Origin of the sequence: Nonomuraea sp. NPDC049709, assembly GCF_040674815.1 — a bacterium.
Lineage (GTDB): Bacteria > Actinomycetota > Actinomycetes > Streptosporangiales > Streptosporangiaceae > Nonomuraea.
Genome location: NZ_JBFANM010000044.1, coordinates 75,615 through 100,376 on the forward strand (window position 1 = coordinate 75,615; position 24,762 = coordinate 100,376).

27 protein-coding genes, 2 tRNA genes and 1 riboswitch are annotated in these 24,762 nt (G+C 70.7%); of the genes, 14 read left to right on the forward strand and 15 right to left on the reverse strand.

Annotated features, from left to right (window positions below):
- Window positions 1–26 precede the first annotated feature (26 nt).
- Window positions 27–317 (forward strand): hypothetical protein, encoded by a 291-nt coding sequence (locus tag AB0J69_RS36955; RefSeq protein WP_364127321.1) that lies wholly within the window; start codon window positions 27–29, stop codon window positions 315–317.
- A 7-nt stretch (window positions 318–324) separates the two neighbouring features.
- Window positions 325–690, forward strand: a complete 366-nt coding sequence (locus AB0J69_RS36960; protein WP_364127323.1) for a DUF5130 family protein — start codon at window positions 325–327, stop codon at window positions 688–690.
- Here AB0J69_RS36960 and AB0J69_RS36965 read toward each other — a convergent pair.
- From AB0J69_RS36965 to pepN, 3 genes are all read right to left on the reverse strand, one after another.
- Window positions 687–1,637, reverse strand: a complete 951-nt coding sequence (locus AB0J69_RS36965) for a hypothetical protein (RefSeq protein ID WP_364127325.1) — start codon at window positions 1,635–1,637, stop codon at window positions 687–689. The two genes, AB0J69_RS36960 and AB0J69_RS36965, sit on opposite strands and share 4 nt — an antisense overlap.
- Before the next feature lie 53 nt (window positions 1,638–1,690).
- The gene (locus tag AB0J69_RS36970; protein ID WP_364127327.1) at window positions 1,691–2,962 is read right to left on the reverse strand and encodes a protein kinase; all 1,272 of its coding nucleotides are present in this window, start codon (window positions 2,960–2,962) and stop codon (window positions 1,691–1,693) included.
- Between the two features lie 93 nt (window positions 2,963–3,055).
- Complete coding sequence (pepN, locus tag AB0J69_RS36975) at window positions 3,056–5,620, reverse strand: aminopeptidase N (protein ID WP_364127329.1); 2,565 nt, start codon at window positions 5,618–5,620, stop codon at window positions 3,056–3,058.
- A 209-nt stretch (window positions 5,621–5,829) separates the two neighbouring features.
- Between pepN and AB0J69_RS36980 the strand changes: the two genes are divergently transcribed.
- Together AB0J69_RS36980 and AB0J69_RS36985 are read left to right on the forward strand one after the other, a co-directional pair.
- Complete coding sequence (locus AB0J69_RS36980) at window positions 5,830–6,330, forward strand: disulfide bond formation protein DsbA (RefSeq protein WP_364127331.1); 501 nt, start codon at window positions 5,830–5,832, stop codon at window positions 6,328–6,330.
- Window positions 6,331–6,430: 100 nt separating this feature from the next.
- The gene (locus tag AB0J69_RS36985; protein WP_364127334.1) at window positions 6,431–7,834 is read left to right on the forward strand and encodes an aldehyde dehydrogenase family protein; all 1,404 of its coding nucleotides are present in this window, start codon (window positions 6,431–6,433) and stop codon (window positions 7,832–7,834) included.
- Window positions 7,835–7,900: 66 nt separating this feature from the next.
- Here the strand turns inward: AB0J69_RS36985 and AB0J69_RS36990 are convergent, their stop codons facing one another.
- Together AB0J69_RS36990 and def are read right to left on the reverse strand one after the other, a co-directional pair.
- The gene (locus AB0J69_RS36990) at window positions 7,901–8,632 is read right to left on the reverse strand and encodes an SDR family oxidoreductase (protein ID WP_364127336.1); all 732 of its coding nucleotides are present in this window, start codon (window positions 8,630–8,632) and stop codon (window positions 7,901–7,903) included.
- A gap of 59 nt (window positions 8,633–8,691) precedes the next feature.
- Complete coding sequence (def, locus tag AB0J69_RS36995; protein WP_364127338.1) at window positions 8,692–9,177, reverse strand: peptide deformylase; 486 nt, start codon at window positions 9,175–9,177, stop codon at window positions 8,692–8,694.
- A 96-nt stretch (window positions 9,178–9,273) separates the two neighbouring features.
- On the opposite strand from def, the gene AB0J69_RS37000 reads away from it, so the two are divergent.
- Window positions 9,274–9,741: a ribose-5-phosphate isomerase gene (locus tag AB0J69_RS37000; protein WP_364127340.1), complete on the forward strand. Its 468-nt coding sequence runs from the start codon at window positions 9,274–9,276 to the stop codon at window positions 9,739–9,741.
- Here AB0J69_RS37000 and AB0J69_RS37005 read toward each other — a convergent pair.
- Both AB0J69_RS37005 and AB0J69_RS37010 read right to left on the reverse strand, forming a co-directional pair.
- Entirely contained in the window at window positions 9,738–9,884 is a 147-nt protein-coding gene (locus tag AB0J69_RS37005) for a hypothetical protein (protein WP_357856309.1), read from the reverse strand. The two genes, AB0J69_RS37000 and AB0J69_RS37005, sit on opposite strands and share 4 nt — an antisense overlap.
- Before the next feature lie 32 nt (window positions 9,885–9,916).
- Window positions 9,917–11,146, reverse strand: coding sequence for a GNAT family N-acetyltransferase (locus tag AB0J69_RS37010; protein WP_364127343.1), 1,230 nt, complete (start codon window positions 11,144–11,146; stop codon window positions 9,917–9,919).
- Between the two features lie 118 nt (window positions 11,147–11,264).
- Here AB0J69_RS37010 and AB0J69_RS37015 point away from each other — a divergent pair, with 118 nt between their 5' ends.
- Window positions 11,265–12,380 (forward strand): SpoIIE family protein phosphatase, encoded by a 1,116-nt coding sequence (locus AB0J69_RS37015; RefSeq protein WP_364127345.1) that lies wholly within the window; start codon window positions 11,265–11,267, stop codon window positions 12,378–12,380.
- 119 nt (window positions 12,381–12,499) lie between these two features.
- On the opposite strand, the gene AB0J69_RS37020 is transcribed toward AB0J69_RS37015, so the two are convergent.
- Complete coding sequence (locus tag AB0J69_RS37020) at window positions 12,500–13,096, reverse strand: response regulator transcription factor (protein WP_364127347.1); 597 nt, start codon at window positions 13,094–13,096, stop codon at window positions 12,500–12,502.
- A gap of 164 nt (window positions 13,097–13,260) precedes the next feature.
- Between AB0J69_RS37020 and AB0J69_RS37025 the strand changes: the two genes are divergently transcribed.
- Complete coding sequence (locus AB0J69_RS37025; RefSeq protein WP_364127350.1) at window positions 13,261–14,568, forward strand: site-2 protease family protein; 1,308 nt, start codon at window positions 13,261–13,263, stop codon at window positions 14,566–14,568.
- Between the two features lie 10 nt (window positions 14,569–14,578).
- Window positions 14,579–14,932: an MmcQ/YjbR family DNA-binding protein gene (locus tag AB0J69_RS37030; RefSeq protein WP_364127353.1), complete on the forward strand. Its 354-nt coding sequence runs from the start codon at window positions 14,579–14,581 to the stop codon at window positions 14,930–14,932.
- A 28-nt stretch (window positions 14,933–14,960) separates the two neighbouring features.
- On the opposite strand, the gene AB0J69_RS37035 is transcribed toward AB0J69_RS37030, so the two are convergent.
- From AB0J69_RS37035 to AB0J69_RS37055, 5 genes are all read right to left on the reverse strand, one after another.
- Window positions 14,961–15,917: a hypothetical protein gene (locus AB0J69_RS37035; RefSeq protein ID WP_364127355.1), complete on the reverse strand. Its 957-nt coding sequence runs from the start codon at window positions 15,915–15,917 to the stop codon at window positions 14,961–14,963.
- A gap of 5 nt (window positions 15,918–15,922) precedes the next feature.
- Window positions 15,923–16,062, reverse strand: a riboswitch (cyclic di-AMP (ydaO/yuaA leader).
- A 68-nt stretch (window positions 16,063–16,130) separates the two neighbouring features.
- Window positions 16,131–17,210, reverse strand: a complete 1,080-nt coding sequence (gene galT, locus AB0J69_RS37040; RefSeq protein WP_364127358.1) for a galactose-1-phosphate uridylyltransferase — start codon at window positions 17,208–17,210, stop codon at window positions 16,131–16,133.
- Window positions 17,207–17,986 carry a DeoR/GlpR family DNA-binding transcription regulator gene (locus AB0J69_RS37045; protein WP_364127360.1) on the reverse strand — a complete coding sequence of 260 codons (780 nt, stop codon included), beginning with the start codon at window positions 17,984–17,986 and terminating at the stop codon, window positions 17,207–17,209. Before AB0J69_RS37045 ends, galT begins: the two co-directional genes overlap by 4 nt.
- Before the next feature lie 261 nt (window positions 17,987–18,247).
- Complete coding sequence (locus AB0J69_RS37050) at window positions 18,248–19,558, reverse strand: TrpB-like pyridoxal phosphate-dependent enzyme (RefSeq protein ID WP_364127363.1); 1,311 nt, start codon at window positions 19,556–19,558, stop codon at window positions 18,248–18,250.
- A gap of 25 nt (window positions 19,559–19,583) precedes the next feature.
- A complete protein-coding gene (locus AB0J69_RS37055) occupies window positions 19,584–20,225 on the reverse strand; it encodes a uridine kinase (RefSeq protein WP_364127365.1) in 642 nt (213 codons plus the stop codon).
- A 68-nt stretch (window positions 20,226–20,293) separates the two neighbouring features.
- Between AB0J69_RS37055 and AB0J69_RS37060 the strand changes: the two genes are divergently transcribed.
- On the forward strand, window positions 20,294–20,803 hold the full coding sequence (locus AB0J69_RS37060) for a DUF5946 family protein (protein WP_364127367.1): 510 nt from the start codon (window positions 20,294–20,296) through the stop codon (window positions 20,801–20,803).
- Window positions 20,804–20,820: 17 nt separating this feature from the next.
- On the opposite strand, the gene AB0J69_RS37065 is transcribed toward AB0J69_RS37060, so the two are convergent.
- A tRNA-Gly gene (locus tag AB0J69_RS37065) sits at window positions 20,821–20,894 on the reverse strand.
- Window positions 20,895–20,983: 89 nt separating this feature from the next.
- On the opposite strand from AB0J69_RS37065, the gene AB0J69_RS37070 reads away from it, so the two are divergent.
- The 4 genes from AB0J69_RS37070 to AB0J69_RS37085 all read left to right on the forward strand — a co-directional run bounded on the left by AB0J69_RS37070 (window position 20,984) and on the right by AB0J69_RS37085 (window position 23,054).
- A tRNA-Pro gene (locus AB0J69_RS37070) sits at window positions 20,984–21,060 on the forward strand.
- A gap of 220 nt (window positions 21,061–21,280) precedes the next feature.
- On the forward strand, window positions 21,281–21,688 hold the full coding sequence (locus AB0J69_RS37075; protein ID WP_364127370.1) for a DoxX family protein: 408 nt from the start codon (window positions 21,281–21,283) through the stop codon (window positions 21,686–21,688).
- A gap of 50 nt (window positions 21,689–21,738) precedes the next feature.
- Window positions 21,739–22,542 carry a hypothetical protein gene (locus AB0J69_RS37080; RefSeq protein WP_364127372.1) on the forward strand — a complete coding sequence of 268 codons (804 nt, stop codon included), beginning with the start codon at window positions 21,739–21,741 and terminating at the stop codon, window positions 22,540–22,542.
- Window positions 22,543–22,553: 11 nt separating this feature from the next.
- Entirely contained in the window at window positions 22,554–23,054 is a 501-nt protein-coding gene (locus tag AB0J69_RS37085; protein WP_364127374.1) for a DinB family protein, read from the forward strand.
- A gap of 61 nt (window positions 23,055–23,115) precedes the next feature.
- Here the strand turns inward: AB0J69_RS37085 and AB0J69_RS37090 are convergent, their stop codons facing one another.
- Entirely contained in the window at window positions 23,116–23,592 is a 477-nt protein-coding gene (locus AB0J69_RS37090; protein ID WP_364127377.1) for an ATP-binding protein, read from the reverse strand.
- Between the two features lie 236 nt (window positions 23,593–23,828).
- On the opposite strand from AB0J69_RS37090, the gene AB0J69_RS37095 reads away from it, so the two are divergent.
- Window positions 23,829–24,695, forward strand: a complete 867-nt coding sequence (locus AB0J69_RS37095) for a helix-turn-helix transcriptional regulator (protein ID WP_364127379.1) — start codon at window positions 23,829–23,831, stop codon at window positions 24,693–24,695.
- The last annotated feature ends 67 nt before the right edge of the window (window positions 24,696–24,762 follow it).

Below are 24,762 nucleotides of genomic sequence, written 5' to 3' on the forward strand. Positions count from 1 at the left end.
CCGCTCACGAGGATTACGGTCTTGGTGTGAACAGCGCAGCGGAGATTCTGCTCTTTCTCATCGGCGTGTCCATGGGGCTGTTCGTGCTGATCAGCCTGATCGTCATGGTGCCGGGGCGCGGCGCGCAACGCCGGATCGAGTCGGGCCCGACGTGGCTGGGCGGCCCTCTCAGGAGCGAGCGCGGGGTGAGCACGTCCGGCCTGGTGCTGGCCGACCGGGTGGCGCACTGGGCGGAGGTGCCCGAGCACGACTGGGTGGCGGCGGCCGAGACGGCGGAGCCGGGCCGGCGGGCCGGCGGCGCCTCCGCGGGATGGTGAGGTGACGATGCGAGGACTGACCGCCGCGCAGGCCGACGACCTCCGGCAGGCGCTGCACACCGCCGAGCGCCGCAGCGGGCTGCGGTTCGGCTTGTTCCTCGGGGAGCCGGTGGGCGGGCGGCGGCACTTCGCCGAACGCCTGCACGCCGCCCTGGGCGAGGAGTCCGACGACGCCGTGGTGATCTTCGTGGACCCTGTGGGCCGAGGCCTGGAGATCGTGACCGGCGAGCGCGCCCGGCGGCGGCTGAGCGACACCACGTGCCGGCTGACCGCGATGTCGATGGCCACCGCGTTCAGCGTGGGGGACCTGATCGGCGGCCTGCTGTACGGGATCGGCGCGCTCGGCGAGCAGGCCACCCCGGCTCGTCGCTAGGTCCGCTCCAGCAGGGTCACGACGTGCGCGCTGACCCCGGCCAGCAGCGTCGCCGGCTCGATGGTCGCGTCCGCGACGGCCGAGAACAGCGCGGGCAGCCCCGGCAGCGGGAACCCGTCGTCCTTCAGCGCCGCCGTGCCGATCGGGTTCTTGTCGAGCGCCGCCCGGCTGCGCTCCCAGGCGTCGAGCACCTCCTCCGGCGACGGCACCCCGAAGCCGTGACCCACCGGGGCCGCGTGGCGCAGGCGTACGAGCGGGGTCTCGGCGAAGGCCAGCGCCGTACGCGCCCGCGCCTGCAGGTCGGCCCGCGCCTCGGGACCGATCCAGTCCATGGCCGTGCACGGGTTGCGGCAGGTGGCCACGCACACGCCCACCGCGCCCGCGACCTGGCTGTGCTGCCGGTCGAAGTACGCCCGCCAGCCCTCGGCCGGCTCCAGCGACACCCGCAGTGTCCGGTTCGTGGCCGACTGCTCGGACTTGGTGTGGTCGCACTCCCGGTCGCCGATCACGCCGAACCTGCTCCCGGGCGCGCTCAGTCCCGCCGGCCACCTGGCGGGGTCGCCGGCGTGGCCGAGCTGCGGCTCGAAGGCCAGCAGCGGCAGGTATTCGCTGGCGATGTGCACCGCGGCGATCATCGGGCTCAGCTCGCGCCGGTGCCACCGTGCGGCGATCACCTCCAGCAGCAGCCCGTACGCGGGACGGAGCGACTCCAGCGCGCCACGCGGCTGCTCCCGCGGGGTCTGCGGCATGTGGCAGGCCCGGGCGCGGCGCCGCAGGTCGGCGGGCACCACCCGGGCCTCGGCCGCGAAGTCCTCGGCGTCGAGCGAGAGCAGCCGGTGCCCGAACTCGCACACCTCCGCGATCTCCACGTCGGGCGCGAGCGCTCCGAGATCGGCGAAGGCGTAGCGGCGGGCGAGGGCGATGAACAGGTCACGAGTCGAGTCCACGCGATGACTTTCTCACGATCAGCGGGCTATTACGGACATGAAACCCATAGGTGCTATCCCGGGCACGGGGCGCGGATGCACTGGATCTCACCGGGTGGCCTGCTGATCGTGGGCTCGGACGTCGGCTCCTCCGGGCCCGGCGTGGTCGGCTCCTGCGACGGCTCCGGCTCGGAGGTGGTCGGGGTGGCCGTCGGCGTCGTCGCCGTCGGGGTCGCGGTGGCCGACGCGGTGGGGCTCGGCACACGCGTGGCCCGGGTGGCCCGCGGGGTGGGCACGCGCTTGGTGGGCGGCGCGGACTGCTTCCGCGTCGCCGACGGCGAAGTCGGGACGAGGTCGGTCGCGGTGCCGCTGACGCTGGGCGGGCTGACCTCGACGTTGGTCGTCGGCTCGGCGGGCCGCAGCCACACCGAGCCGGCCACGGCCGCGGACACGACCACCGCGGCGGCCATGGTGAGCACCGCCCGCATGGTGCGCCGGCGGTGCGGCGCGGGCAGCGCGCCAGGAGTGGCCAGCGCCCTGCGCGCGGCCTCGCCCATCTGCGGGGCCGTCTGCCAGCGCGCGTCGGGCGTCTTCTCCAGCGCCCGCGCCACCACCTGCCGCGGGCCGGGCGGCACGCTGTCGGGCAGGCGGGGGATGGGGGAGTTGAGGTGCTTGAAGATGATCTGTACGGGAGTGTCGCCCTGGAACGGCAGATGCCCGCTCAGGCACTCGTACGCCACCACGCCCAGGGCGTAGATGTCGACCGCAGGCGTCACGTCGCTGGCGGTGGCCATCTCCGGAGCGCAGTAGCCGGCCGAGCACAACATCGTGCCCGTGGCCGTCAGATGACCGGCCGAGACAGAGTGGGCGATGCCGAAGTCGGTGAGCACCACCTTGCCGTCGGGCCGGACCATGAGGTTGGCCGGCTTGACGTCGCGGTGCACGATGCCCTGGGCGTGCGCCGCGGTCAGCGCGTCGGCGACCTCCGCGACCAGCCGCATGGTGACCTCGGTGCCGAGCGGGCCGCGCCGCAGCACGCGGTCGAGCGACTCGCCCTGCACGTATTCCATGACCAGGAAGCTCACCTGGCGCCCGTCGACCTCGCAGATGCCGTAGTCGTAGACGTCGACGATGCCGGGATGGCGCAGCGAGGCCATCGCCCTGGCCTCGTTCTGGAAGCGCTGGGCGAACGTCGGGTCCTCGGTGAGCGCGGGCATGAGCACCTTGACCGCCACTGTGCGCCCGAGGACCGTGTCGTCGGCACGCCACACCTCGCCCATGCCGCCGCCGCCGAGGCGGTCGCCGAGCACGTAGCGGTCGTTGAGGGTGGTCCCGGCGCCTAGCACGGTTCGAGGCTAACACCACGCGTCGGATGCCCGTGTCAAGTCGGCGCAGCCGGTGAACCCGGGGGTCCACCGGCTGCGCAGGTCAGGCGGGGGTCAGGCGGACGCGGCGTCCTTCTCCTGGTTGCGCAGGGCGCGGCTCACGCCGTCGGCGCCCTCCAGGATGAGCCGGCGCAGCGCCTGCGGCGGCTGCGCGGTCGCCAGGAAGTCGTGCGCCGCCTGCACCGTCGCCGGCTCGATGAGCAGCGAGGGGAAGCAGCCCACGGCGAACGTCGAGGCCTGGTCGAACGTCCACTCCTGGTAGATGCGGCCCACCTCGGCGAAGTACTTGTCCCGGTAGGGGGCCAGCAGCTCGGGGTGGTGCGGCTCCTGGAAGCCGCCGATCGTGGTGCGGGCGATGTGGTTGGCCAGCTTGCCGCCCACGATCCGCTCCCACGCCGCCGCCTTGGCCTCGGCCGTCGGGATCGCGGCCCGGCACTGCGCGGCCGAGCGCTCACCCGTCGCCGTAGGGTCGCGCTCCAGCTCGGCGTCGATGTCGGCCTCGGCCAGCACGCCGCCGGAGACCAGCGCGTGCACGAGCGTCCAGCGCAGGTCGGCGTCCACGGTCAGCCCCTCGGGCACCGCGGAGCCGTCGAGGATGCCCCGCAGCACGCCCAGGTCCGCCTCCGAGGTGGCCACTGGAGCGAACGCCTGCAGGAAGGCGAGCTGCTGGTCGGAGCCGGGCGCGGCCGAGCCGAGCAGCGAGCGCAGCTCGGTGGCCAGCAGTGACAGGCCCTCGGCCCGCCAGGCCGGGTCGGCGTACTGCTGCACGGCCATCCGCGCCTGCCGCAGCACCGCCTGCAGGACCGTGATGTCGGCGACCGTGCCGGCGCCGGAGACGACCAGCCTGACGTAGTCGCGCGTGGACATCTCGCCGTCACGGGTCATGTCCCAGGCCGCCGACCAGCACAGGGCGCGCGGCAGCGACTCGGTGAACGCGGCGATGCCGCCGTCGACCAGCGTCCGCATCGATCCCTCGTCGAGGCGGATCTTGGCGTAGGTCAGGTCGTCGTCGTTGAGCAGCACCAGGTCGGGCTGCTCCTCGCCGATGAGCTGGGCCACGTTCGTACGGGCGCCGACCACGTCCAGCTCGACCCGCTTGGTCCGGGTCAGCTTGCCGCCGGCCATCGAGTAGAGGCCGATCGCGACCCGGTGCGAGCGCAGCGTCGGGTAGTCGGCCGGCGCCTCCTGCAGCACCTCGAACCTGGTGAAGCGGCCCCCGGACACCTCGAACTCCGGGCGCAGCGTGTTGACCCAGGAGGTCTCCAGCCACTCCTTCGACCAGGACGACAGGTCGCGGCCCGAGGTCCGCTCCAGGGCGTTGAGCAGGTCCTTCAGCTCGGTGTTGCCCCAGGCGTGCTCGGCGAAGTAGTCGCGCACGCCGGCCAGGAAGTTGTCCAGGCCGACGTAGGCCACGAGCTGCTTGAGCACCGAGGCGCCCTTGGCGTACGTGATGCCGTCGAAGTTGACCTCGACCGCCTGCATGTCGGGGATGTCGGCGGCGATGGGGTGGGTGGAGGGCAGCTGGTCCTGGCGGTAGGCCCAGGACTTCTCCACGTTCGCGAACGTGGTCCACGCGCCCTTACCCCACCGCGTGGCCTCGGCCTGGGCCAGCACGGACATGTAGGTGGCGAACGACTCGTTCAGCCACAGGTCGTCCCACCAGCGCATGGTGACGAGGTCGCCGAACCACATGTGCGCCATCTCGTGCAGGATCGTCTCGGCGCGCCGCTCGACCACCGCGTCGGTGACCCGGGAGCGGAAGACGTAGTCCTCCAGGAACGTCACGCAGCCCGCGTTCTCCATCGCGCCGGCGTTGAACTCGGGCACGAAGAGCTGGTCGTACTTCCCGAACGGGTAGCGCACGCCGAACACCCGGTGGAAGAAGTCGAAGCCCTGCCGGGTGACCTCCAGGATGTTGTCGGCGTCGAGGTGCTCGGCCAGCGAGGCCCGGCAGTAGATGCCCAGCGGGATGCCGTCGTGCTCGGAGGTCACCTTGTGGTACGGCCCGGCCACCAGCGCGGTGATGTAGGTCGACATGACCGGCGTGGCCGGGAACTCCCACCGCCTGGCCGCCTGCACGGTGCCGTGCCGGCCGGGCTGCTCGGGCAGCTCCGTCACGGTGGAGGCGGCGGCGTTGGAGACGACCTCCCAGCCGGCCGGCGCCAGCACCGTCAGCTGGAACGTGGCCTTGAGGTCGGGCTGGTCGAAGCAGGCGTACATGCGGTGCGCGTCGGCCGTCTCGAACTGGCTGTGCAGGTAGACCCCCTGATCCACGGGGTCGACGAAGCGGTGCAGGCCCTCGCCGGTGCGCATGTAGCTGCAGTCGGCGTCCACGATCAGCTCGTTGGACTCGGCGAGGGAGGGGAGCGGGAAGCGGCCCTTCTCGGCGTCGTAGGCCGACACGTCGAGGTCCTCGCCGTTGAGGGTGACCTTGCGGACGTTGGCCCCGTGCAGGTCGATGAAGGTGGAGGAGCCCGGACGGGTCCCGGCGAAGCGGACCGTCGTGACGCTCTCGAAGCGCTCGTCTCCCTCCGTCAGGTCGAGTGCGACCTCGTACGACTCGACCTTCAACAGCCGGGCGCGCTCACGAGCCTCGTCCCGGGTCAGGTTGCCTGCCAAGTTGCGCTCCTTTTCACCACTTCGTCGGGGTTGTCCGTATCCTGCCATGCCGGGAATAGGACCCGAACCACCTCAGGTTACGGGCAGACATGACAGAGAAGATTCCCGTGGATCTGTGGTTCGATCCTTCCTGCCCGTTCGCATGGGTTACGTCACGGTGGCTGCTCGAAGTTGAGAAAGTTCGGCCCATCGAGCCCCGCTGGCGGCAGATGTCGCTCTACTTCCTCAACGAGGAGAAGGACGTCCCGGCCGACTACCTCGAGCGGGCCGCCCAGGCCATGGGCTCCGTCAGGGTGGTGGCCGCGGCCGCCGCCAAGCACGGCGACCAGGTCATCGGGCCGCTCTACACCGGGCTCGGCACGCGCCTGCACGACCAGGGCCTCGGCAAGGAGCCGGAGCGCCTGCGCGAGGTCATCGAGGGCGCCCTCGACGACGCCGGGCTCGACCGCGGCCTCGCGGAGGCCATGCACTCCCAGGAGTGGGACGGCATCATCCGCGCGTCGCACGACGAGGGCATCGGCCTGGTCGGCCAGGAGGTCGGCACCCCGATCATCCGCGTCGGCGACAACGCCTTCTTCGGTCCGGTGATCACCAAGATCCTCCGTGGCGACGACGCGGGCAAGCTCTGGGACGGCGTGCTGGCCGTCACCCAGTACGACGACTTCTTCGAGCTGAAGCGCACGCGCACCAAGCGCCCGCAGTTCGACTGATCCCACCCGGGAGAAGAAAAGCCGGGTCGCGGTGGAAAGGGCTTATCCCCGAGTCAGGACGGCCTCGCGTTGTGGCCCGGGTCACTGTCAGGATGGGGCTATGCGTCAGCTGTACATCGGCGGCTCCTGGACCGCTTCGGCATCGGACGAGCCCATCGAGGTCGTGAACCCGGCCACGGAAGAGATCATCGACCGGGTGCCCGCGGGCTCGCCCGACGATGTCGAGGCGGCCGTGAGCGCTGCCAGAAAAGCGTTCCCCGACTGGTCACGAACAGCCGCCGCCGAGCGCGGCAAGCTGCTCGCCGACGCGGCCGAGCTGCTGAAACAGCGTTCCGACGAGGTGGCCAAGATCATCGCCACCGACATGGGGGCGCCGCTGGGCTTCGCGCTCAAGGTGCAGACGCTCATGCCCACGACCGTCCTGGCCTCCTACGCCCGGCTCGCCGAGAGCCACCCGCGCGAGTCCCGCGTGGGCAACTCGCTGGTGGTCAAGGAGCCGATCGGGGTGGTCGCGGCGATCACGCCGTGGAACTACCCGCTGCACCAGATCGTGTGCAAGGTCGCCCCCGCGCTGGCCGCCGGATGCACCGTGGTGCTCAAGCCGAGCGAGGTGGCGCCGCTGGCCGCGTACGCGCTGGCGGAGATCTTCGACGAGGTGGGCCTGCCGCCGGGCGTGTTCAACCTGGTCAGCGGGCGGGGGCCGGTCGTCGGCGAGGCGATGGCCGCCCACCCCGAGGTCGACATGGTCTCCTTCACCGGCTCCACCGCCGCGGGCCGCCGGGTCTCCGCGCTCGCCGCCGAGACGGTCAAGCGGGTCGCGCTCGAGCTGGGCGGCAAGTCCGCCAACATCATCCTGCCCGACGCCGACCTGGCCCTGGCCGTCAAGGTCGGCGTGGCCAACTGCTTCGTCAACGCCGGGCAGACCTGCTCGGCGTGGAGCCGCATGATCGTCCAGCGCGACCAGTACGACGAGGCCGTCCACCTGGCCGTCGAGGCCACCCGCGGCTACCAGGTCGGCGACCCCTTCGACGAGTCCACCCGGATGGGCCCGCTGGTGTCGGCGACCCAGCGCGACCGCGTGATCCGCTACGTCAACCGGGGCCAGGAGGAGGGTGCGCGGCTGGTGGCCGGCGGCACCGACCGGCCGCACGAGCGCGGCTACTTCGTCGAGCCCACGGTGTTCGCGGGCGTGGAGCCGGGCATGACGATCGAGCAGGAGGAGATCTTCGGGCCGGTCCTGTCGCTGATCCCGTACACGACCGAGGACCAGGCCGTGGAGATCGCCAACGGCACCAAATACGGCCTGGCCGGCGCCGTGTGGGCGGGCACCGAGGACCACGCGGTCGCGGTCGCCCGCAGGCTGCGCACGGGCCAGGTGTCCGTCAACGGCGGCCGGTTCAACCCGATGGCCCCCTTCGGCGGCTACAAGCAGTCGGGCGTGGGCCGCGAGCTCGGCGAGCAGGGCCTCGAGGAATACCTCGAGGTCAAGTCGCTGCAGCTCTAGTCCCGTGGGCCTCATGGATCTCGTGGGGGAGGCACGGCGGGCGTCCCGGCCCGCCGTGCCGCACGGTCAGAGGAACAGCCCGCCGGTCGCCAGCACGTTCTGCCCGGTCACCCAGCGCCCGTCGGGGCCCGCCAGCATGGCGACCACCGCGGCGATGTCGTCGGGCCTGCCCAGCCGCCCCAGCGCGGTGAAGGTCGGCGTCATCTCCAGCGCCTCCGGCGGGTTGGCGCCCCGCAGCATGTCGGTGTCCGTGGCGCCGGACGAGACCACGTTCACCGTGATGCCGCGCCCGCCCAGCTCCCGCGCGGCCACCTTGGCGAACTGCTCCATGGCGCCCTTGCTGCCGCAGTAGAGCGCCAGGGCCGGCGCGGGCAGCTGCGTGTTGAGCGAGGAGACGTTGATGATCCGGCCGCCGTCGCGCATGACCCGCCCGGCCCACTGGATGGCCAGGAAGACGGCCCTGGTGTTCACCGCGAACACCCGCTCGTAGTCCTCGTCCGTGATGTCGGCGATGGGCTTCTGCGCCTCGGCGGTCGCCGCGTTGTTGACCAGGACGTCCACCCCGGGCAGCCGCGCCTCCGCCTCGGCGAACAGCCGCTCCAGGTCCTGCTTGTCGCCGAGGTCGGCCCGTACGGCGTGCGCGCCCGTCTCCTTGGCCACCTGCTCCGCCGCCTCGTCCGAGCTGGCGTAACAGAAGACGACCTCCGCGCCGTCGCCGGTCAGTCGCTCCACGATGGCCTTGCCGATGCCCCTGGAACCTCCGGTAACCAATGCTCCTTTTCCGGAAAGTACGCTCATCCCGCCAACTTATGATGGCCCGCGTCCAGCGGGCCAGCACAGGCTGCGGTTTCTGCGCCCTATGCCCTGAGCATGATCTTGCGAGCTTCGTCTCGGGGGAGGCGGTCGACGTACAGCTTGCCGTCGAGGTGCTCGGTCTCGTGCTGGAAGCAGCGGGCGAGAGAGCCGCGGGCCTTGACGCGTACCGGCCGCTGCAGCCGGTCCAGGCCCTCGACCGTGACGCCCGCGGCGCGTCCGACCGTCGCGTAGATCGGCTGGCGGGACTGGCGGTCGGGCACGGACAGGCAGCCTTCCTCGTCGAGCACCTCCTCGGGGTCGTCGACGGTGAGCAGCGGGTTGATCACGTGACCCTTGCGCCCGGCGATGTCATAGACGAACAGCCGCCGCGACACGCCGATCTGCGGGCCGGCCAGCCCCACGCCGTTGACCGCGTACATGGCCTGGAACATCTCGTCGATCAGCCGGCGCAGCTCGCGGTCGAAGTCGGTCACCGGCTCGGCGGGCGTGCGCAGGACCGGATCGCCGATGACGCGGATCTCTCGCATGGCTCTCTGCTTTCGCTTTCGTAAGGACTGGACAACGGTGGAGGCCCTTACTCTAGTCAGCGAGCCCGATCGGCGGGGCTGTGGAAGACTGGGCGGGTGCGTGTCTACATCGGTGCCGACCATGCCGGCTATGAGCTCAAGAACCATCTCGTGTCCTGGCTGAAGGACCACGGGCACGAGGTGACCGACTGCGGTCCCTTCGTCTACGACGCCGAGGACGACTACCCGGCGTTCGTCCTGCGGGCGGCCGAGGGCGTCGCCGGCGACCCCGGCAGCCTGGGGGTGGTGATCGGAGGGTCCGGCAACGGCGAGCAGATCGCCGCCAACAAGGTGCGCGGCATCCGCGCGGCCCTGGCCTGGAGCGAGGAGACGGCCGGCCTCGCCCGCGAGCACAACAACGCCAACGTGGTCAGCGTCGGCGCCCGCATGCACTCCGTCGAGGACGCCACGAGGTTCGTGGAGGTCTTCCTGACCACGTCGTTCTCCGGCAGCGAGCGCCACAGCAGGCGGATCGCGCAGCTGGCCACGTACGAGACGATCGGCCAGCTGCCCTCGCTTCCCTAGCCCTTGCGCTTGGAGTCGCGCCTGGGCATCTCGTCACGCAGGGGCCGCCGGTCGGCGGCCTCCTGCTGCTCTTTCGACGGCTTCGACACATCGCGGGCGCGCATGGCGACGACCGCCGTGATCTGCAGACTTTGCAGTGCCATGCCCTCGAGCCTACGCCAGAACGCCTCCGCCGTCAGAACGTCAGGCCCGCCCAGGGCTTCGGGCTCCACGACATGGCCGTGGCCAGCCTGCGTACGCTGCCGGGGTTGTGCTCGCGCAGCAGGCCCGCGTCGAGCTGCTCGCCGAGCAGACCGTCACCCAGGTACGCCGACCCCAGCGCGGCCACCGGCAGCGTCATGTCCGGCTCCTCCTCCACCGGCTTGCACTCCGCCCCCGACAGGTCGGCGGTGAGCCGCCAGCGGCGGGCGTTCCACGGGCACACGTCGTCCTCGACCTCGACCACCAGGTCCACGGGAGCGGCGTAGGCCCGCGAGCTCAGCGCCCGGTCGACCTCGACCAGGCGTACCCACAGCTCGTCCGCCCAGCTCGCGCGGAGCTGGCGCTGGTCGGCCAGCAGGGCGATCAGCGGGTCGTCCACCGGCCTGCCGCCCGCCTCGAGCTTGGTGACCAGGTCTCGGTCCAGCACGCTGCGCCAGAGCAGGGCGTAGGCCGCCGGGTCCGCCGCCTCCAGCTCGTACAGCTTCAGGGTGCCGTCGGGGACGCCGTTGTCGTCCGAGGAGGACTTGATCCGGAACAGGGCGTAGCCGCGCACGCCGCCGTCGTCCTCGACCAGGATCGAGCGCAGCGTCCCGGCGCCGCGCTGGTCGAACTCCTCGTCGGCCAGCAGGCCGTCCCAGGTCTGGGACCTGCGCTCGTACCGGCCGGGGCGGCGGGTCACGACGGAGGCGAACAGCTTCTCCAGCTCGCCGCGCACGTCGGCGGGCTTGGCGACCCGGAGCCGGAGCGACGGGTCCTGGGGTGCCTCGCGGACGAACGCCGAGGCGTGCTTGTGGATCCGGAACGCCAGCTCGCTGGCGGCCCTGCCGTATCCGTACCGGCCGTAGATGAGCGCCTCGGAGGCGTAGAGGGCGGCCACGGACTCGCCGCGCTCGCGTATGTCGGTGAGCTGCCTGCGCATCAAGGAGGACAGCACGCCCCGGCGCCGGTGGGAGGGGAGCACGCTGACGGCGGTCACCCCGGCCACGGGCAGCTGCCCGCCGGGGATCGTCATCGTGAGGCTGAAGATGGAGGTGACTCCGGCGATCGTGTCGCCGTCGAAGGCGGCCAGCGTGCGGTCGAACTCTGTCTCCGCCTTGAATCGCCCGGCCTGCGTGGGATGCGGCGTCCAGCCGAACGCCTCTTCGAGCACTCCGGCGAAGGCCGGCCACTCAGACTCGTCAATCGGACGGATCGGATACGTCATCCGTCCACGGTAGGAGCGGGCAAAGGGGAAGGGCCACCCAATATACGTGCTTAATGATCAAGGCGTTGGTCAAGTGGGCTGCCCAAACACGGGTCAGACCGATACAGTCAGGCGCATCATGAGTTCCCGACCGGCGCCGCTCATCCCGCCACGGGTCCGTGCGGTCCTGGTGCGGGTGCCGTTTCTGGTGCCCATCGTCCGGTTCGTTCGGCGTGTGCTGCTGGCCCGGGACCGCAATCTGCTCATCACGCTGATCGTGCTGGCGCTCGTCATCGGGTTCCTCGCCGCCGAGGTCTCGACCGAGTGGTTCTCGCCCTCGCTGCTCATCCTGGTCACCCTCGTCGGCGGGCTCCAGCTCCGGCTGCGCAGCCTGGTCAAGTTGCTGGTGGGGATCGGGGTCGCGCTCGGCTACGTCGCGGCCACGCTGGGCGCGAGCCGCGTCGGGCTGGGGCTGTCGGTGACGATCGTGTTCACCACCGTGCTCGCCGTGCTCATGGCCCGCACCAGGGGCAAGCTCGGCGTCCAGGGGCTGCGCGGCGACGCGATGCTGCTGGAGCTGCGCGACCGGCTCAGGAGCCAGGGCGAGCTGCCCGCGCTGCCGAAGGACTGGGGCGGCAAGGTGGTGCTCAAGCAGGCCGGCGGGTCCTCCTTCGGCGGCGACTTCATGGTCTCCATGCGCGACGGCAACTCCGTCGAGATCGCCCTGGTCGACGTGTCCGGCAAGGGCGTCGACGCGGGCACCAGGGCGCTGCTGCTGTCGGGCACATTCGGTGGGCTGCTCGGCTCGGTCGACGACTTCCTGCCCGCGTGCAACGCCTACCTGCACCGGCAGCGCGGCGACGAGGGATTCGTCACGGCCGTGCACGTGCGTCTCGACCTGGCCACGGGCGACTACACGATCACCTCGGCCGGACATCCGCCGGTGGTCAAGTTCGACGCGGGCACGGGCAACTGGCAGGTCGCCTCGGCCAAGGGCGTGGTGCTCGGCGTGGTTCCCGACCTGCACTGCGAGCCCGACAGCGGCACCCTGCGCAAGGGCGACGCGCTGCTGCTCTACACCGACGGGCTGATCGAGCAGCCGGGGCGCGACATCGACGCCGGCCTCGACCGGCTGCTCGGCGAGGCGGAGCGGCTGCTGCCCTCCGGGTTCCGCGACGGCGCCAGGGCGCTGGTCAACGCCATGTCCTCGGGACACAACGACGACTGCGCGCTGGTGCTCATCTGGCGGCCGTAGACCCGTGACGTTTCACATGGGCCGGTCGTGATGGCGGTCACTGGCAAGGGCCTCCGTCCGCCTGAGATCCTCTAGAGGTTCGGGCCCCGGCGGAGCGGCGCGGCTCCACCGGGGACCCGTCACAGCCAGCCGCTGTCGCTGGCGATGCGTACGGCATCCAGCCGGTTCCGCGCCCCCGTCTTGCACATGATGCGCGACAGGTGGTTGCGTACGGTGCCGACCGACAGGAAGAGCTCGTCGGCGATCTCCGTCGAACGCGCCCCGCCCGCCGCGACCCGCAGCACGTCCAGCTCCCGCCGGGTCAGCGGGTTCGTCGCGCACTGCAGCGCCGCAACGGCCAGCTCCGCCTCGATGGCCCGCTCTCCCGCCGCCACCTGGCGCACCCCCTCGGCCAGCCGCTCCGGCGGCACGCACAGGCTCATGAACCCGAGCGCCGGTCCGGCCAGGGCCTCGCGCACCTGGGCGGGATTGGGGGAGGCTGACAGGATCAGCACCCCGCAGCGGGGCACGTGCTCGGCCAGCCGGCCGGCCGCGGGAGGCCCCGGCAGGTCGAGGTCGACGACGGCCACGTCGGCCTCGGCGGTCCTCGCCGCGCGCACCACCTCCTCCGCGCGTTCGGCCTCGGCCACGACCCGCAGGTCGGGTTCGGCTCCGAGGGTGGCGAGCAGGCCACGGCGCACCAACGGCAGGTGCTCTGCGATCAGTATGCGGATCAAGACGTCCCCCTCCGTCGTCTCTTAGCGTGATCGGCCGATCGCGGGCTGTCAATGCTCTTCAAAAGCGGTAAGCCGTGCGGTGTGTCGAGTTCGACTACTCTGGGGCTGTCGGACCTTTCGTCTGTCCTCCGGTCCGCCCTGTCGTCTGCCTGGAGCGCGCCTAGATGAACTGGCTCTACGTCGTGGGGATCGTCCTCTTCCTGCTCGGGTTGATGGTCTCCATCGCGCTGCACGAGCTCGGCCACCTGCTCCCGGCCAAGCTGTTCGGGGTCAAGGTGACCCAGTACATGGTGGGCTTCGGCTCGACGGCGTGGTCACGACGCAAGGGCGAGACCGAATACGGCATCAAGTGGATCCCGTTCGGCGGCTACATCCGCATGATCGGCATGCTGCCGCCGCGTCCCGGTGACGAGCCCGGCAAGCTCAGGAGCACCGCGACGGGCCCGTGGCAGGGCCTGATCGAGTCCGCCCGCGACGCCGCCCAGGAAGAGGTGCGGCCGGGCGACGAGGAGAAGGTCTTCTACCGGAAGAAGTGGTGGCAGAAGGTCATCATCATGTCCGGCGGCCCGGCGATGAACTTCGTGCTCGCCTTCGTCTTCTTCAGCATCCTGCTGGTCGGCATCGGCCTGCCCACGCTGGCCCCGATCGTCTCGCCCGAGACCAACACGTGCGTGATCCCGATCTCGGAGCAGCGTACGGAGTGCAAGCCCACCGACAAGCCCACCCCCGCCGTCCAGGCGGGCATGAAGCCCGGCGACCACATCGTCGCCTTCAACGGCCAGAAGATCGGCTCCTGGGACGACGCCACCCGCCTGATCCGCTCCCACGGCGCCGGCGCGGTGCGGCTGGGCATCGTCCGCGACGGCAAGCCGATGACGGTCAACGTCACGCTCATCGCCCAGGACCGGCCCAACCTGGAGGACCCGCAGAAGATCGACAGGAACGTCGGCTTCCTCGGCGTGCTGCCCACCGAGGTCATGCAGCAGCAGACCATGGGCCAGGTCATCGGCTACATGGGCGAGCTGACGGCCAGGGTGGCCGGCTCGCTGCTCAACCTGCCGGAGAAGATGGTCGGGGTCTGGCACGCGGCCTTCTCCGGCGAGGAGCGCGACCCCGAGGGCCCCGTGGGCGTGGTCGGCGCGGGCCGCATGGGTGGCGAGATCCTGGCCTCCGACCAGCTGTCCACCGAGAAGAAGATCGCCATCTTCATCAACCTGCTGGCCGGCTTCAACCTCGCGATCGGCATGTTCAACCTCATCCCGCTGCTGCCGCTCGACGGCGGCCACATCGCCGGCGGGCTGTGGGAGGGCATCAAGCGGGCGTTCGCCAGGATCATGCGGCGGCCGGAGCCGGGTTACGTGGACATCGCCAAGGTGCTGCCGCTGACGTACGCGATCGCGATCGTGATGATGATCATGGCGGGCCTGCTCGTCTACGCCGACCTGGTCAACCCGCTCACGCTGACGAACTGAGGCCGCCGCCGTGGACGCCCTGGAGCGGCTGCGGGCCCTGTGCCTGGCGCTGCCCGAGACGACCGAGCGGCTCTCGCACGGGGAGCCGACGTGGTTCGTCAGGGGCAAGAAGACGTTCGTGATGTTCGCTGATCACCATCATGACGATCGGCTGGCGTTCTGGTGCGCGGCCCCTCCCGGGGTGCAGGAGGAGATGGTGGCGGAGGACCCCGAGAGGTTCTTCCGGCCACCGTACGTGGGGCATCGGGGGTGGCTGGGGGTCTACCTGGACGTGCCGGACGTGGACTGGGCGGAGATCGCGGAGATCGTGACGGACGCCTACCGCCGGATCGCCCCCCAGTCCCTCGCCGCCCGCCTGCCCTGACCCCGGGCCCGGCGCGGGTTGCCGCGGGTCAGTTCATCGAGATGTGCACGTGGTCGAAGTGGTTCTCGGTGACGCTGCCCCGGTCGGACATCGAGCTCCAGCCCGATCCGTGGTTGATCCGCTGCTTCCAGATCACGTACTTGACGCCCAGCTTGTCCTGGTTCTTGATCGCCCAGGCCGCGATCCGGTCGCCGAGTGCGTTGTTGACGGCGGTGGGCATCGAGCCGCCCGTGCTCATCATGAAGTCGCAGGCCCGGCCGAGCGGGTGCTCGCCGCTGGAGCCCGAGCGGAAGCAGCCCACCTCGAACGGCAGCGAGAAGTTCTTCTCCACCTGAGCCTTCATCAGCCGCGTACGCGAGGTGATGTTGTCCGATCCCGTGGGCAGTTCGGGCGCCCAGGAGCCGTCGGACTTGCGGCCGGTGCCGAATGGCACGAGGTCCTCGAGCTTGTCCTTGATGTCGTCGATGACGTCCTCGGCCTCGTCGCGCTGCTCGGCCACCGTGGCCGTGTCCGACTTGATCCGGGTCGCCAGCGCCGCGGCCTCCTCGCTGGCCTGCTGCTTGTCGTCGCGGGCCTTGGCGACGCCCTGCACGACGGCCTGTTGTTCGGCGGTGAGCTGTTCGAGCAGGGCCGCGCTGCCGGCGTTCTGGGGCAGCATCAAGGTGGGCACGGAGGGGTCGGCGTTCTGGTAGCGCAGGCGGGCGATCTCGGCGACCCGCTGCTCGGCCGTGGTCAGCGCCTGCTCGGCGGTGGCCAGCTTGGCCTCGGCCGTCTCGGCGGCCTGCTGGGCCTTGGCCAGCTCGACGCGCTTGAGGTTGTACTGCTCGATGAGCTTGTCGACCTTGGTGTTGAGCTGTTTGAGCTGGGCACGGAGTTCGGCTTCCGTGGGTTTGGGGGCGGCCGACGCCGCGGTCGCCGGGAGGACGGCGATGGCGGCGGCGGCGATGAGACCGATGGCAAGAGTCGCGGGGGACGAAGCCGCCACGTAGGTGTTCCTCTCCCTCTGCCGGCCGGGTTAGCTGACGGGTTCGGGCAGGGGAGTTGATCCCTACCGCCGAAGCGGATTCACCCCAGGTGCGATGGGTCCCCGGCTCCCGGGCGACGCGCTCGGGATTAGGCGTGCCACGGCTGTTTCGGCCGGTGCATATGGGGATATTAGTGGTAGATCACGAGTCATGCGACCTTAAGTAGAAATCTATTAGTGATCTACTTGTGATCGAAGCATGCGTGCCGCCTCCTCCGGCAGCACGTCGTTGACGAAGGCGCCCATCGCGGACTCCGAGCCGGCCAGATATTTGAGCTTGTTCGCCGCCCGGCGGATGCTGAACAGCTCCAGGTGCAGATAGCCCAGCTCCCGGTCCTGCCGTACGGGTGCCTGGTGCCAGGCCGACACGTACGGCATCACGACCCCGAACAGCCCGTCCAGCGCCCGCAGGACCGAGGTGTAGAGGGGCGCGAACGCGGCCCGCTCCTCCTCCGTGAGCGCGGCCAGGTCGGGCACCTGCCGGTGCGGATAGAGGTGCACCTCGAACGGCCAGCGCGCGGCGGCGGGCACGAAGGCCGTCCACAGCTCGTTGGCGGCCACCACCCGCGTCCCCGCCTCCCGCTCGGCGGCCAGCACGTCGGCGAACAGGTTGCCCGGCCCCTTGTACCGGGCCGCCGCGCCGAGCTGCAGCCTGGTCCTGGGCGTGACGTACGGGTAGGCGTAGATCTGGCCGTGCGGGTGGGCGAGCGTGATGCCGATCTCCGCGCCCCGGTTCTCGAAGCAGAACACCTGCTCGACGCCCTCGATCGTGGACAGCTCGGCCGTGCGGTCGGCCCACGCCTCCATGACGAGCCCCACCTGGTCGTCGGAGAGCTTGGAGAAGGAGGACGAGTGGTCGGAGGTGAAGCACACCACCTCGCACCGGCCCACGCCCGGACGGACCTCGCTCAGGCCGCCCACCTCCTCATAAGTCCCGAAATTTCCGGAGAAAGAGGGGAAGCGGTTCTCGAACACCACCACGTCGTAGTCGTAGGCGGGGATCTCCGACGACCGCGTGTCCGACGACGGGCACAACGGGCACTCGGCCGTGCCGCCGGTCGGCAGGAACGTCCGCGTCTGCCGGTGCCCGGCGATCGCGATCCACTCCTCGGTCAGCGGGTCGTAACGCAGCTCGGAGGCCACGGGGCGGGGCTCCAGCGGCCGCCGGTCGATCGCACTCCTGTCGGCGTCGTCACGCCGGTCGAAGTAGATGAGCTCTCGGCCGTCGGCCAGATGGGTGATGGTGCGCTTCAAAGCGAGCCCTCCGCGATGATGAGTTCTCCGGCCCGTTCGGCCAGCTCCGTTCGTGCGTCCTCGGGCAGCCCCGCGTCACTGATGACCACGTCGGCCTCGGTCAGCTCGGCGATGGTGCTGATGCCGACCGTGTTCCACTTGGTGTGGTCGGCGGGGACCACCAGCCGGTGCGCGGCCGCGACCAGCTCCCTGTCGGTCTCGGACTCGAGCAGGTTGGGCGTGGTGAACCCGGCCCGCACGCTCATCCCGTGCACGCCGAGGAAGAGCGTGTCCACGTGCAGGCGGCGGATCGCCGCCACGGCGACCGGACCCACCAGCGCGTCGGACGGCGTCCGCACCCCGCCGGTCAGCACGACGGTGCGGTCGGCGCGCGGGTTGCGGTGGAAGACCTCGGCGACCGGGATCGAGTTGGTGATCACGGTCAGCTCGGGCACGCCGATCAGGTGGTGGGCCAGCGCCCACGTGGTGGTCCCCGCCGACAGCGCCACGGCCGTGCCCGGTCGTACGAGCGTGGCCGCGTGCCGCGCGATGGCGTCCTTCTCCTGCTGCTGGCGGGCGGACTTGGCGGTGAAGCCGGGCTCCTCGGTCGAGCCGGGGCCGAGCGCGGTCGCGCCTCCGTGCACCTTCTCCAGCAGCCCGCGCTCGGCCAGCACCTCGAGGTCGCGGCGGATGGTCATGTCGGAGACGCCGAGCTCGCGTACGAGATCGGCCACCCGGACGCCCCCGTGGCTGCGCACGCGCTCGAGGATCGTCTGCTGCCGCTGCTGTGCGAGCACGCCCGCTCCTTCCAACAGATTCCACCAAATTATGACACGGAATTGTTGGGGAATGTTAGTTAGCGCGGAATGCTTGCGCTGGTCAGGGCGGGCAGGAGACGTTGGTCACTCCTGCCGTACCGATCAGCGGAGGCGAGCTGCATGGCCAGGCGCGCACGCAAGGGCAAGGCACGCAAGAAGAAGAAGGCGAACCACGGCAAGCGTCCCACGGCGCGATGACCCGCGGGTGGCCGCCCTCCCCGGCGGCCACCCGCGGCTCGCTCATCCCGGCAGCTGGGTGAGGGCCTGGTCGATGCGCTCCTGCGGCAGCGTGTAGTCCTCGAGCTGCCCGGCCAGATGGCGGTCGTACGCGCCGAGGTCGAAGAAACCGTGGCCGCACAGGGCGGTCAGGATGACCTTCTCCTCGCCGCTCTCCTTGCAGCGCAGCGCCTCGGCGATGGTCTCGGCCAGCGCGTGCGTGGGCTCGGGGGCCGGCACGATGCCCTCGGTCCTGGCGAAGCGGACGCCGGCCTCGAAGCACTCGCTCTGGGAGCGGGTGACCGCCTCGAACATGCCCAGCTCGTACATGTGCGACAGGAGCGGCGACATGCCGTGATAGCGCAGGCCGCCCGCGTGGATCGGGTCCGGTACGAACGTGTGCCCCAGCGTGTGCATCTTGAGCAGCGGCGTGAACCCGGCCGTGTCCCCGAAGTCATAGGCGTACGCGCCCCGCGTGAACGACGGGCAGGCCGCCGGCTCGACCGCGCGGAACACCGTGGCGATCCGCCCGGCCAGCTTCTCCCGCAGGAACGGGAAGGCCAGGCCGGCGAAGTTCGAGCCGCCGCCGGTGCAGCCGATGACCAGGTCCGGCAGCTCGGGCAGCTGCTTCAGCGCCTCCTCGCCGATCACGGTCTGGTGCATGAGGACGTGGTTGAGCACCGAGCCGAGCGCGTAGCGGGCGTCGGGCGTCGCCGCCGCCACCTCGACGGCCTCGCTGATCGCGATGCCCAGGCTGCCCGGGGAGTCGGGGTCGTCGGCCAGCACCTTGCTGCCCGAGCCCGTCACGGGGGAGGGGCTGGCGTGGACGGTGGCGCCGTACACCTGCATGAGGGAGCGCCGGTACGGCTTCTGGTCGTAGGAGGCGCGGACCATCCAGACCTGGCACTCCACGTCGAACTGGGAACAGGCGAACGCCAGGGCCGAGCCCCACTGCCCGGCGCCGGTCTCGGTGGTCAGCAGCCGCACGCCCTCCCGGGCGTTGTAGTACGCCTGGGGCACGGCCGTGTTCGGCTTGTGGGAGCCGGCGGGCGAGCCGCCCTCGTACTTGTAGTAGATCCGGGCCGGCGTGCCGAGCGCCTTCTCCAGCCTGCGCGCCCGGATCAGCGGCGTCGGCCGCCAGAGCCGGTAGACGTCCAGCACCTCCTGCGGGATCGGGACGAACCGCTCGCCGCTCACCTCCTGCACGATCAGCTCCATCGGGAAGAGCGGAGCCAGGTCGTCTGGGCCTATGGGCTGCCGCGTGCCCGGGTGCAGCGGCGGAGGAGGCGGGGCGGGCAGATCGGGAACGATGTTGTACCAGTTGCTGGGGATCATCGCTTCAGTCTGCGCCGCCGGTGGGTCAGGTTCCAGACCCGCCACGGACCAGCACGGCCGGTCGCCGGGGATGGTCGGCCCGCACCACGACGTCGGCCGCCTCCTGGGGCCGCGCCTCCCGCTCGTAGCGCTCGTAGGCCGGCAACCGCCACCGCTCGTCCTCCGGGGTGCCGCGTTCGAGCGCCCCCGGCGACAACCACAGGTGCACGCTCACCTCGAACGCCAGCCCCCGCCCCAGCAGCAACGTCCCGTCGACGACGACCACCCCGCCCGGCGGCAGCTCCGCGTACGGCACCCGGTACGCCCGGTCGATACCGCTGTCCCACAGCGCCGGCAGCACCCGCCCCGGCCCGCCCGGCTCCAGCGGGTCCAGCACCTCCCGGCGCAGCGCCTTGGCGTCGAGCCAGTCGTCGTAGAAGGCGTCGGGGTCGGTCCTGCCGTATTCCAGCCGCAGCGAGGCGGGCCGCAGGAAGTCGCCCGCCGACACCCGCACCACCTGCCGCCCCCGCAGCCGGAGGGGCGCGACCAGCTCGTCGGCCAGCGCGTCCGGGCGTGTCGCGGGCGCCCCGTCCACGGCCACCCGCACCCACGCACCCGGTGGCCGGGCGGAGATCAGCTCGGCCAGCTCCTCGACGAGGGCCTCACGGGAGATCGGTCGCGCGCGCATCGATCACAGCTTATGGGCGCGGGAAATGCCTTCGACAAGGCCGTCGCGGGCGTCCTAGATTGCCCGGCATGGCTCGGTGCGACTGCGGTGCGGACTCCGGACCGCTCGGCGGGTGCGCGGACTACTACCACGCGATCCTGGCCGAGGAGCAGGGCGATCCCGGGATGTACCGGTGGCACGCGGTCGTGGTGTGCGCGTACCTGCTGCAACACCCCTCCGCCGGCCGCGGGAACTTCCTGGACGGCCAGTTCCGCCTGCTGCAGCTCTACGCGCACCAGGGCCTCGACGCGCTGCTGCGCGTGCAGGCCCACCAGGTGGCGCGCAACAACCACAGGGTCCGGTCGGGCTACGACAGCAGGCCGCTGGAGCCGTACGCGCCCCTCCCGGCCGGCGGCCCGCCCGGGCACTTCCGCGTCGCCTTCACCGGACTGCCCGTCAGCGACGGCAGCTTCGTCGCCGACGGCCACCCGGCGTACGGGCACCGCATCCATGCCATCGCCGAGGCGACGCTGGAATCGTGGGCCGAACTCCTCGACCCCGGCGAGCACCGCGAAGGCCAGGCACCCCACCCGGGATGACCTGGCCTTTCACTGCCTGGAGCGGACGACGGGAATCGAACCCGCGTAGCTAGTTTGGAAGACTAGGGCTCTACCATTGAGCTACGTCCGCGCGAACCGGTCGAACTCTGGTCTAGACTTCATCCGGTCGTCAGGGCGTAAGCGTACCGGAGACACGGACCGCATGCGCACTCGACGAAACGGGGCGTGGCGCAGCTTGGCAGCGCGCTTGCTTTGGGAGCAAGAAGTCGCAGGTTCAAATCCTGTCGCCCCGACCAGCTCGAAAGGCCACTTCCGGTACGGAGGTGGCCTTTCGCGTGACCGAGCCTCCGCCGTCTCGGCGCTTCCCGCGTTCGTGCGCGAACGCTGACGTCAGCGACCCTCCCCGGGTGACGGCAAGGGTGCACCTAGGTGCACCCCGTGCGGTATCTAGCCCGATGGTCCCTCCCGACCTGCCTCTCTAGCGTAGAGATCATCGACGACGAGGAGGTACGGATCGTGACCACTGCACCGCACCAGACCACCACCGGCCGCGTGGCCCACATCGCCCTGTGGGTCCTGCAGGTCGTCGTCGCCGGCGTCTTCGTGATGTCGGCCTTGGGGAAGTTCACCGGCGCGGAGCCGTCCGCGTCCACGTTCGAGGCGATCGGCCTGGGCGACTGGTTCCGTCACCTCATCGGGGTGCTGGAGGTGGCCGGGGCCGTGGCGTTGCTGGTGCCGCGGCTGGCCGGGGCGGCCGCGCTGGCGTTCGTGGGGCTGATGGCCTGCGCGGCGCTGACCGAGGCCTTCGTGTCCGGGGGCTGGGTCGTCCTGCCGCTGGTCGTGCTCGCGCTGAGTGCCGTGATCGCCTGGGGGCGTAGGGCGGGCGTGAGCCGGCTCTGGGCGCGGGTCTCCGGGCGGTCGTAGCCCCGCGGGTCTCCGGGCGGCCCTGGAGCCGTACGGGCATGCTGGGGGCCGTGGATCTTTTCACGGACGACCCCATGGCCCGCCCGCTCACCTACCCAGGACGCATCCCGGCCGCCTCCGGCGTCCTGCTCGACGACGCGTACGTGCCCCTGCGGGCCGACGGAGACCCGGACGGCTGGCGGGCGGGGGAGGAGACGCTCGCAACCCTGCTGGCAAGGGAGGGCGGCGAGGAGCTGGCGGCCCGCCACCGCGTCGTGGCCGTCGGCTCCAACGCCGCCCCCAGCCAGCTGCGCAGGAAGTTCCTCGACCACCGCGTACGCCCGTTCGTCCCCATGACGGTCGCCGAGGTGCGCGGCGTCGCCCCCGGCGTCTCCGCCCACGTGAGCCGGTGGGGTTACGTACCGGCCGCGCCGATCGAGACCCCCGGCGAGACCTCCAGGCTGTTCGTGCTCTGGCTGGACGAGCACCAGCTCGCGGCGCTGGACCTGACCGAGCCCAACTACCGCCGGCGACCCCTCGCCGACCCGGTCACCCTGGAGTCCGGCACCCGCCTGCCGCCCCCTTACGTGTACGAGGGCCGGCACGGCTGCCTCGCCACGGGAGACGGCCGGGCCCACCCCCGCCGCCTGACCTCCCAGAGGACGCTGATCCAGTCGCTCCTGGACGGATCCGCCGCCCTGCGCCACCTGTGCGGGAACACCCCCGACGAGTTCGTGGACAACGTCAGGGACGACACCGTACGCGAGGCGGCCTACCGGCTCCTCCAGGCCGAATGCCGGGTCAGGCCCGGGTCGGGCAGGGGGTCGGGCAAGGGGCCGGGAAACGGGTCGGGGCCGGGGGACGCGGCCGGATAAGGTCGGGCCTCGTGACAGACACCCGAACTCCCCCTCCCCACACCGGCGACGAGCCGACCGTCCTGAACAACTGGCTCGAATGGCACCGGGCGACCCTGGCCGTCAAGTGCGCGGACCTGTCGGACGAGCAGCTGCGCCTGCGCGCCGCCCCGCCCTCCACCCTCTCCCTGCTGGGCCTGGTCAGGCACCTGGCGCACGTCGAACGCAGCTGGTTCCGGCGCGTGCTCAACGGCGAGGACCTGCCCAAGCTCTGGGACAAGGACCGCGACAACGACGCCGACTTCAACGAGGTGGACACCGCCTCGGTCAAGGAGGCGTTCGCGACGTGGGAGGAGGAGATCGAGCACGCGCGCGCCATTTCGGCCGCCAAGCCGCTCGACGCCGTGGGGGATCGCAACGGGCAGGAATGCTCGCACCGCTGGATCCTCGTCCACATGATCGAGGAGTACGCCCGCCACAACGGTCACGCTGACCTGCTACGCGAGCGTATCGACGGCGTCACCGGCGAATGACGCACGCCCCGGGCCTCCGGCCACTCCTGCCGGGGGCCGGGCTCAGCGGGATGGAGACGGTTCAGGCGTCGGCGCGGAACAGCGCCCATACGGCCTTGCCGCCGCGCGCCAGCGGGTCCCAGCCCCAGCACTGGCTGTAGGTTTCGACGATGTAAAGGCCACGCCCGTTCTCGGAGATGAAGTCGGGCTCCTTGGGACGTGGCACCTCGTCGCTGGGGTCGGCCACGGCGAGCAGCACGTGGGGGGCGACCCGCATCAGCAGCAGCTCTATCTCGCGGCGCCCGCGCGCGTACATCGCGTACCTGACCGCGTTCGTCACCAGCTCCGAGACCACCAGCGCGGCGTCGTCGCTCAGCTCATGCAGGCCCCAGCCGCGCAGCGTCGAGCGGGTGACGTCCCTGGCCGTCTTCACCGAGTCTGCCTGGAAGGGCAGCGGGCACGAGGTGGTGTACGGCTTACCACCCATGAGCAGGCGGTCGAAACCCACCTCTCGGGTGATCTGGAGGCAATCGGCAGTGGCCAGAGGATCCTCCACCATGCCGCCGATACCTCCCCGTTCAGCCTTGGTTAGTGCATGTTTGGGCCCAATATGCACTAAGCCATCATGGGTCACGATCGCCTGCAGCTGCAAGACCCAAATGCACGTGCAAGTGCAATGTGCAGTAGCAAGCGGCGTTTTCGGGGCATAGATATCCGAATCGGACACGAGGTTGAGACCTTGTCATACCCGGCAATGTGGTGTCACTGTGTGTGCGGACCTTGATAGGAGGCAAAGTGACGCAGAACCAGCCGGGTTCCGGGCCGACGGCGCTGCGCATCCTCCTGGGCTCCCAACTGCGCAAGCTCAGGGAAGCGAAGAACGTCACTCGTGAGGAGGCCGGCCACCTCATCCGGGGGTCGGAATCCAAGATCAGCCGGATGGAACTCGGCCGAGTGGGGTTCAAAGAACGCGACGTGGCGGACCTGCTGACCCTGTACGGGGTCGTGGATCATCAGGCCCGCTCCGCCGTACTCGACCTGGTGGCCACCGCCAATGAGCCTGGCTGGTGGCACCGGTTCAACGACGTCCTGCCCACGTGGTTCCAGGCGTTCGTCGGCCTTGAAGAGGCCGCCGCCAGGATCAGGACCTACGAGGTCCAGTTCGTGCCGGGACTGTTGCAGACCAAGGAGTACGCAAGGGCTGTGGTGACCGCCGGTTCGGCGGGCATCGGGGCGGAGGAGATCGCCAGAAGGGTGGATCTCCGCCTGGAGCGCCAGCGGATGTTCGACAGGCCCGACGGGCCGGTCTTCTGGGCGGTGATCGACGAGGCCGCGCTGCGGCGGCCCATCGGCGGCGCCGAGGTGATGAGGGCCCAGCTCGAGCACCTCATCGACCTGATGCGCCAGCCCAGCATCACGATCCAGATCATGCCGTTCAGCTTCGGCGGGCACAGCGCGGAGGGCGGCGCGTTCAGCATTCTGCGCTTCCCCGACACCGACCTGCCCGACGTGGTGTACGTGGAGCAACTCGCCAGCGCGCTCTACCTGGACAAGCGGGAAGATGTGGACCGATACACCGAGGTGATGGAGCGGCTCTGCGCCGTGAGCACCACCCCGGACGAGACGATCGAGTTGTTGAGGACGATCGCGGACGAGTTCTGACGGCGTCGGGCGTCGTGGTTGGGTATGCATCTGCCCTAGACTGGCCATCGGCGTTGGAACCCGCCGT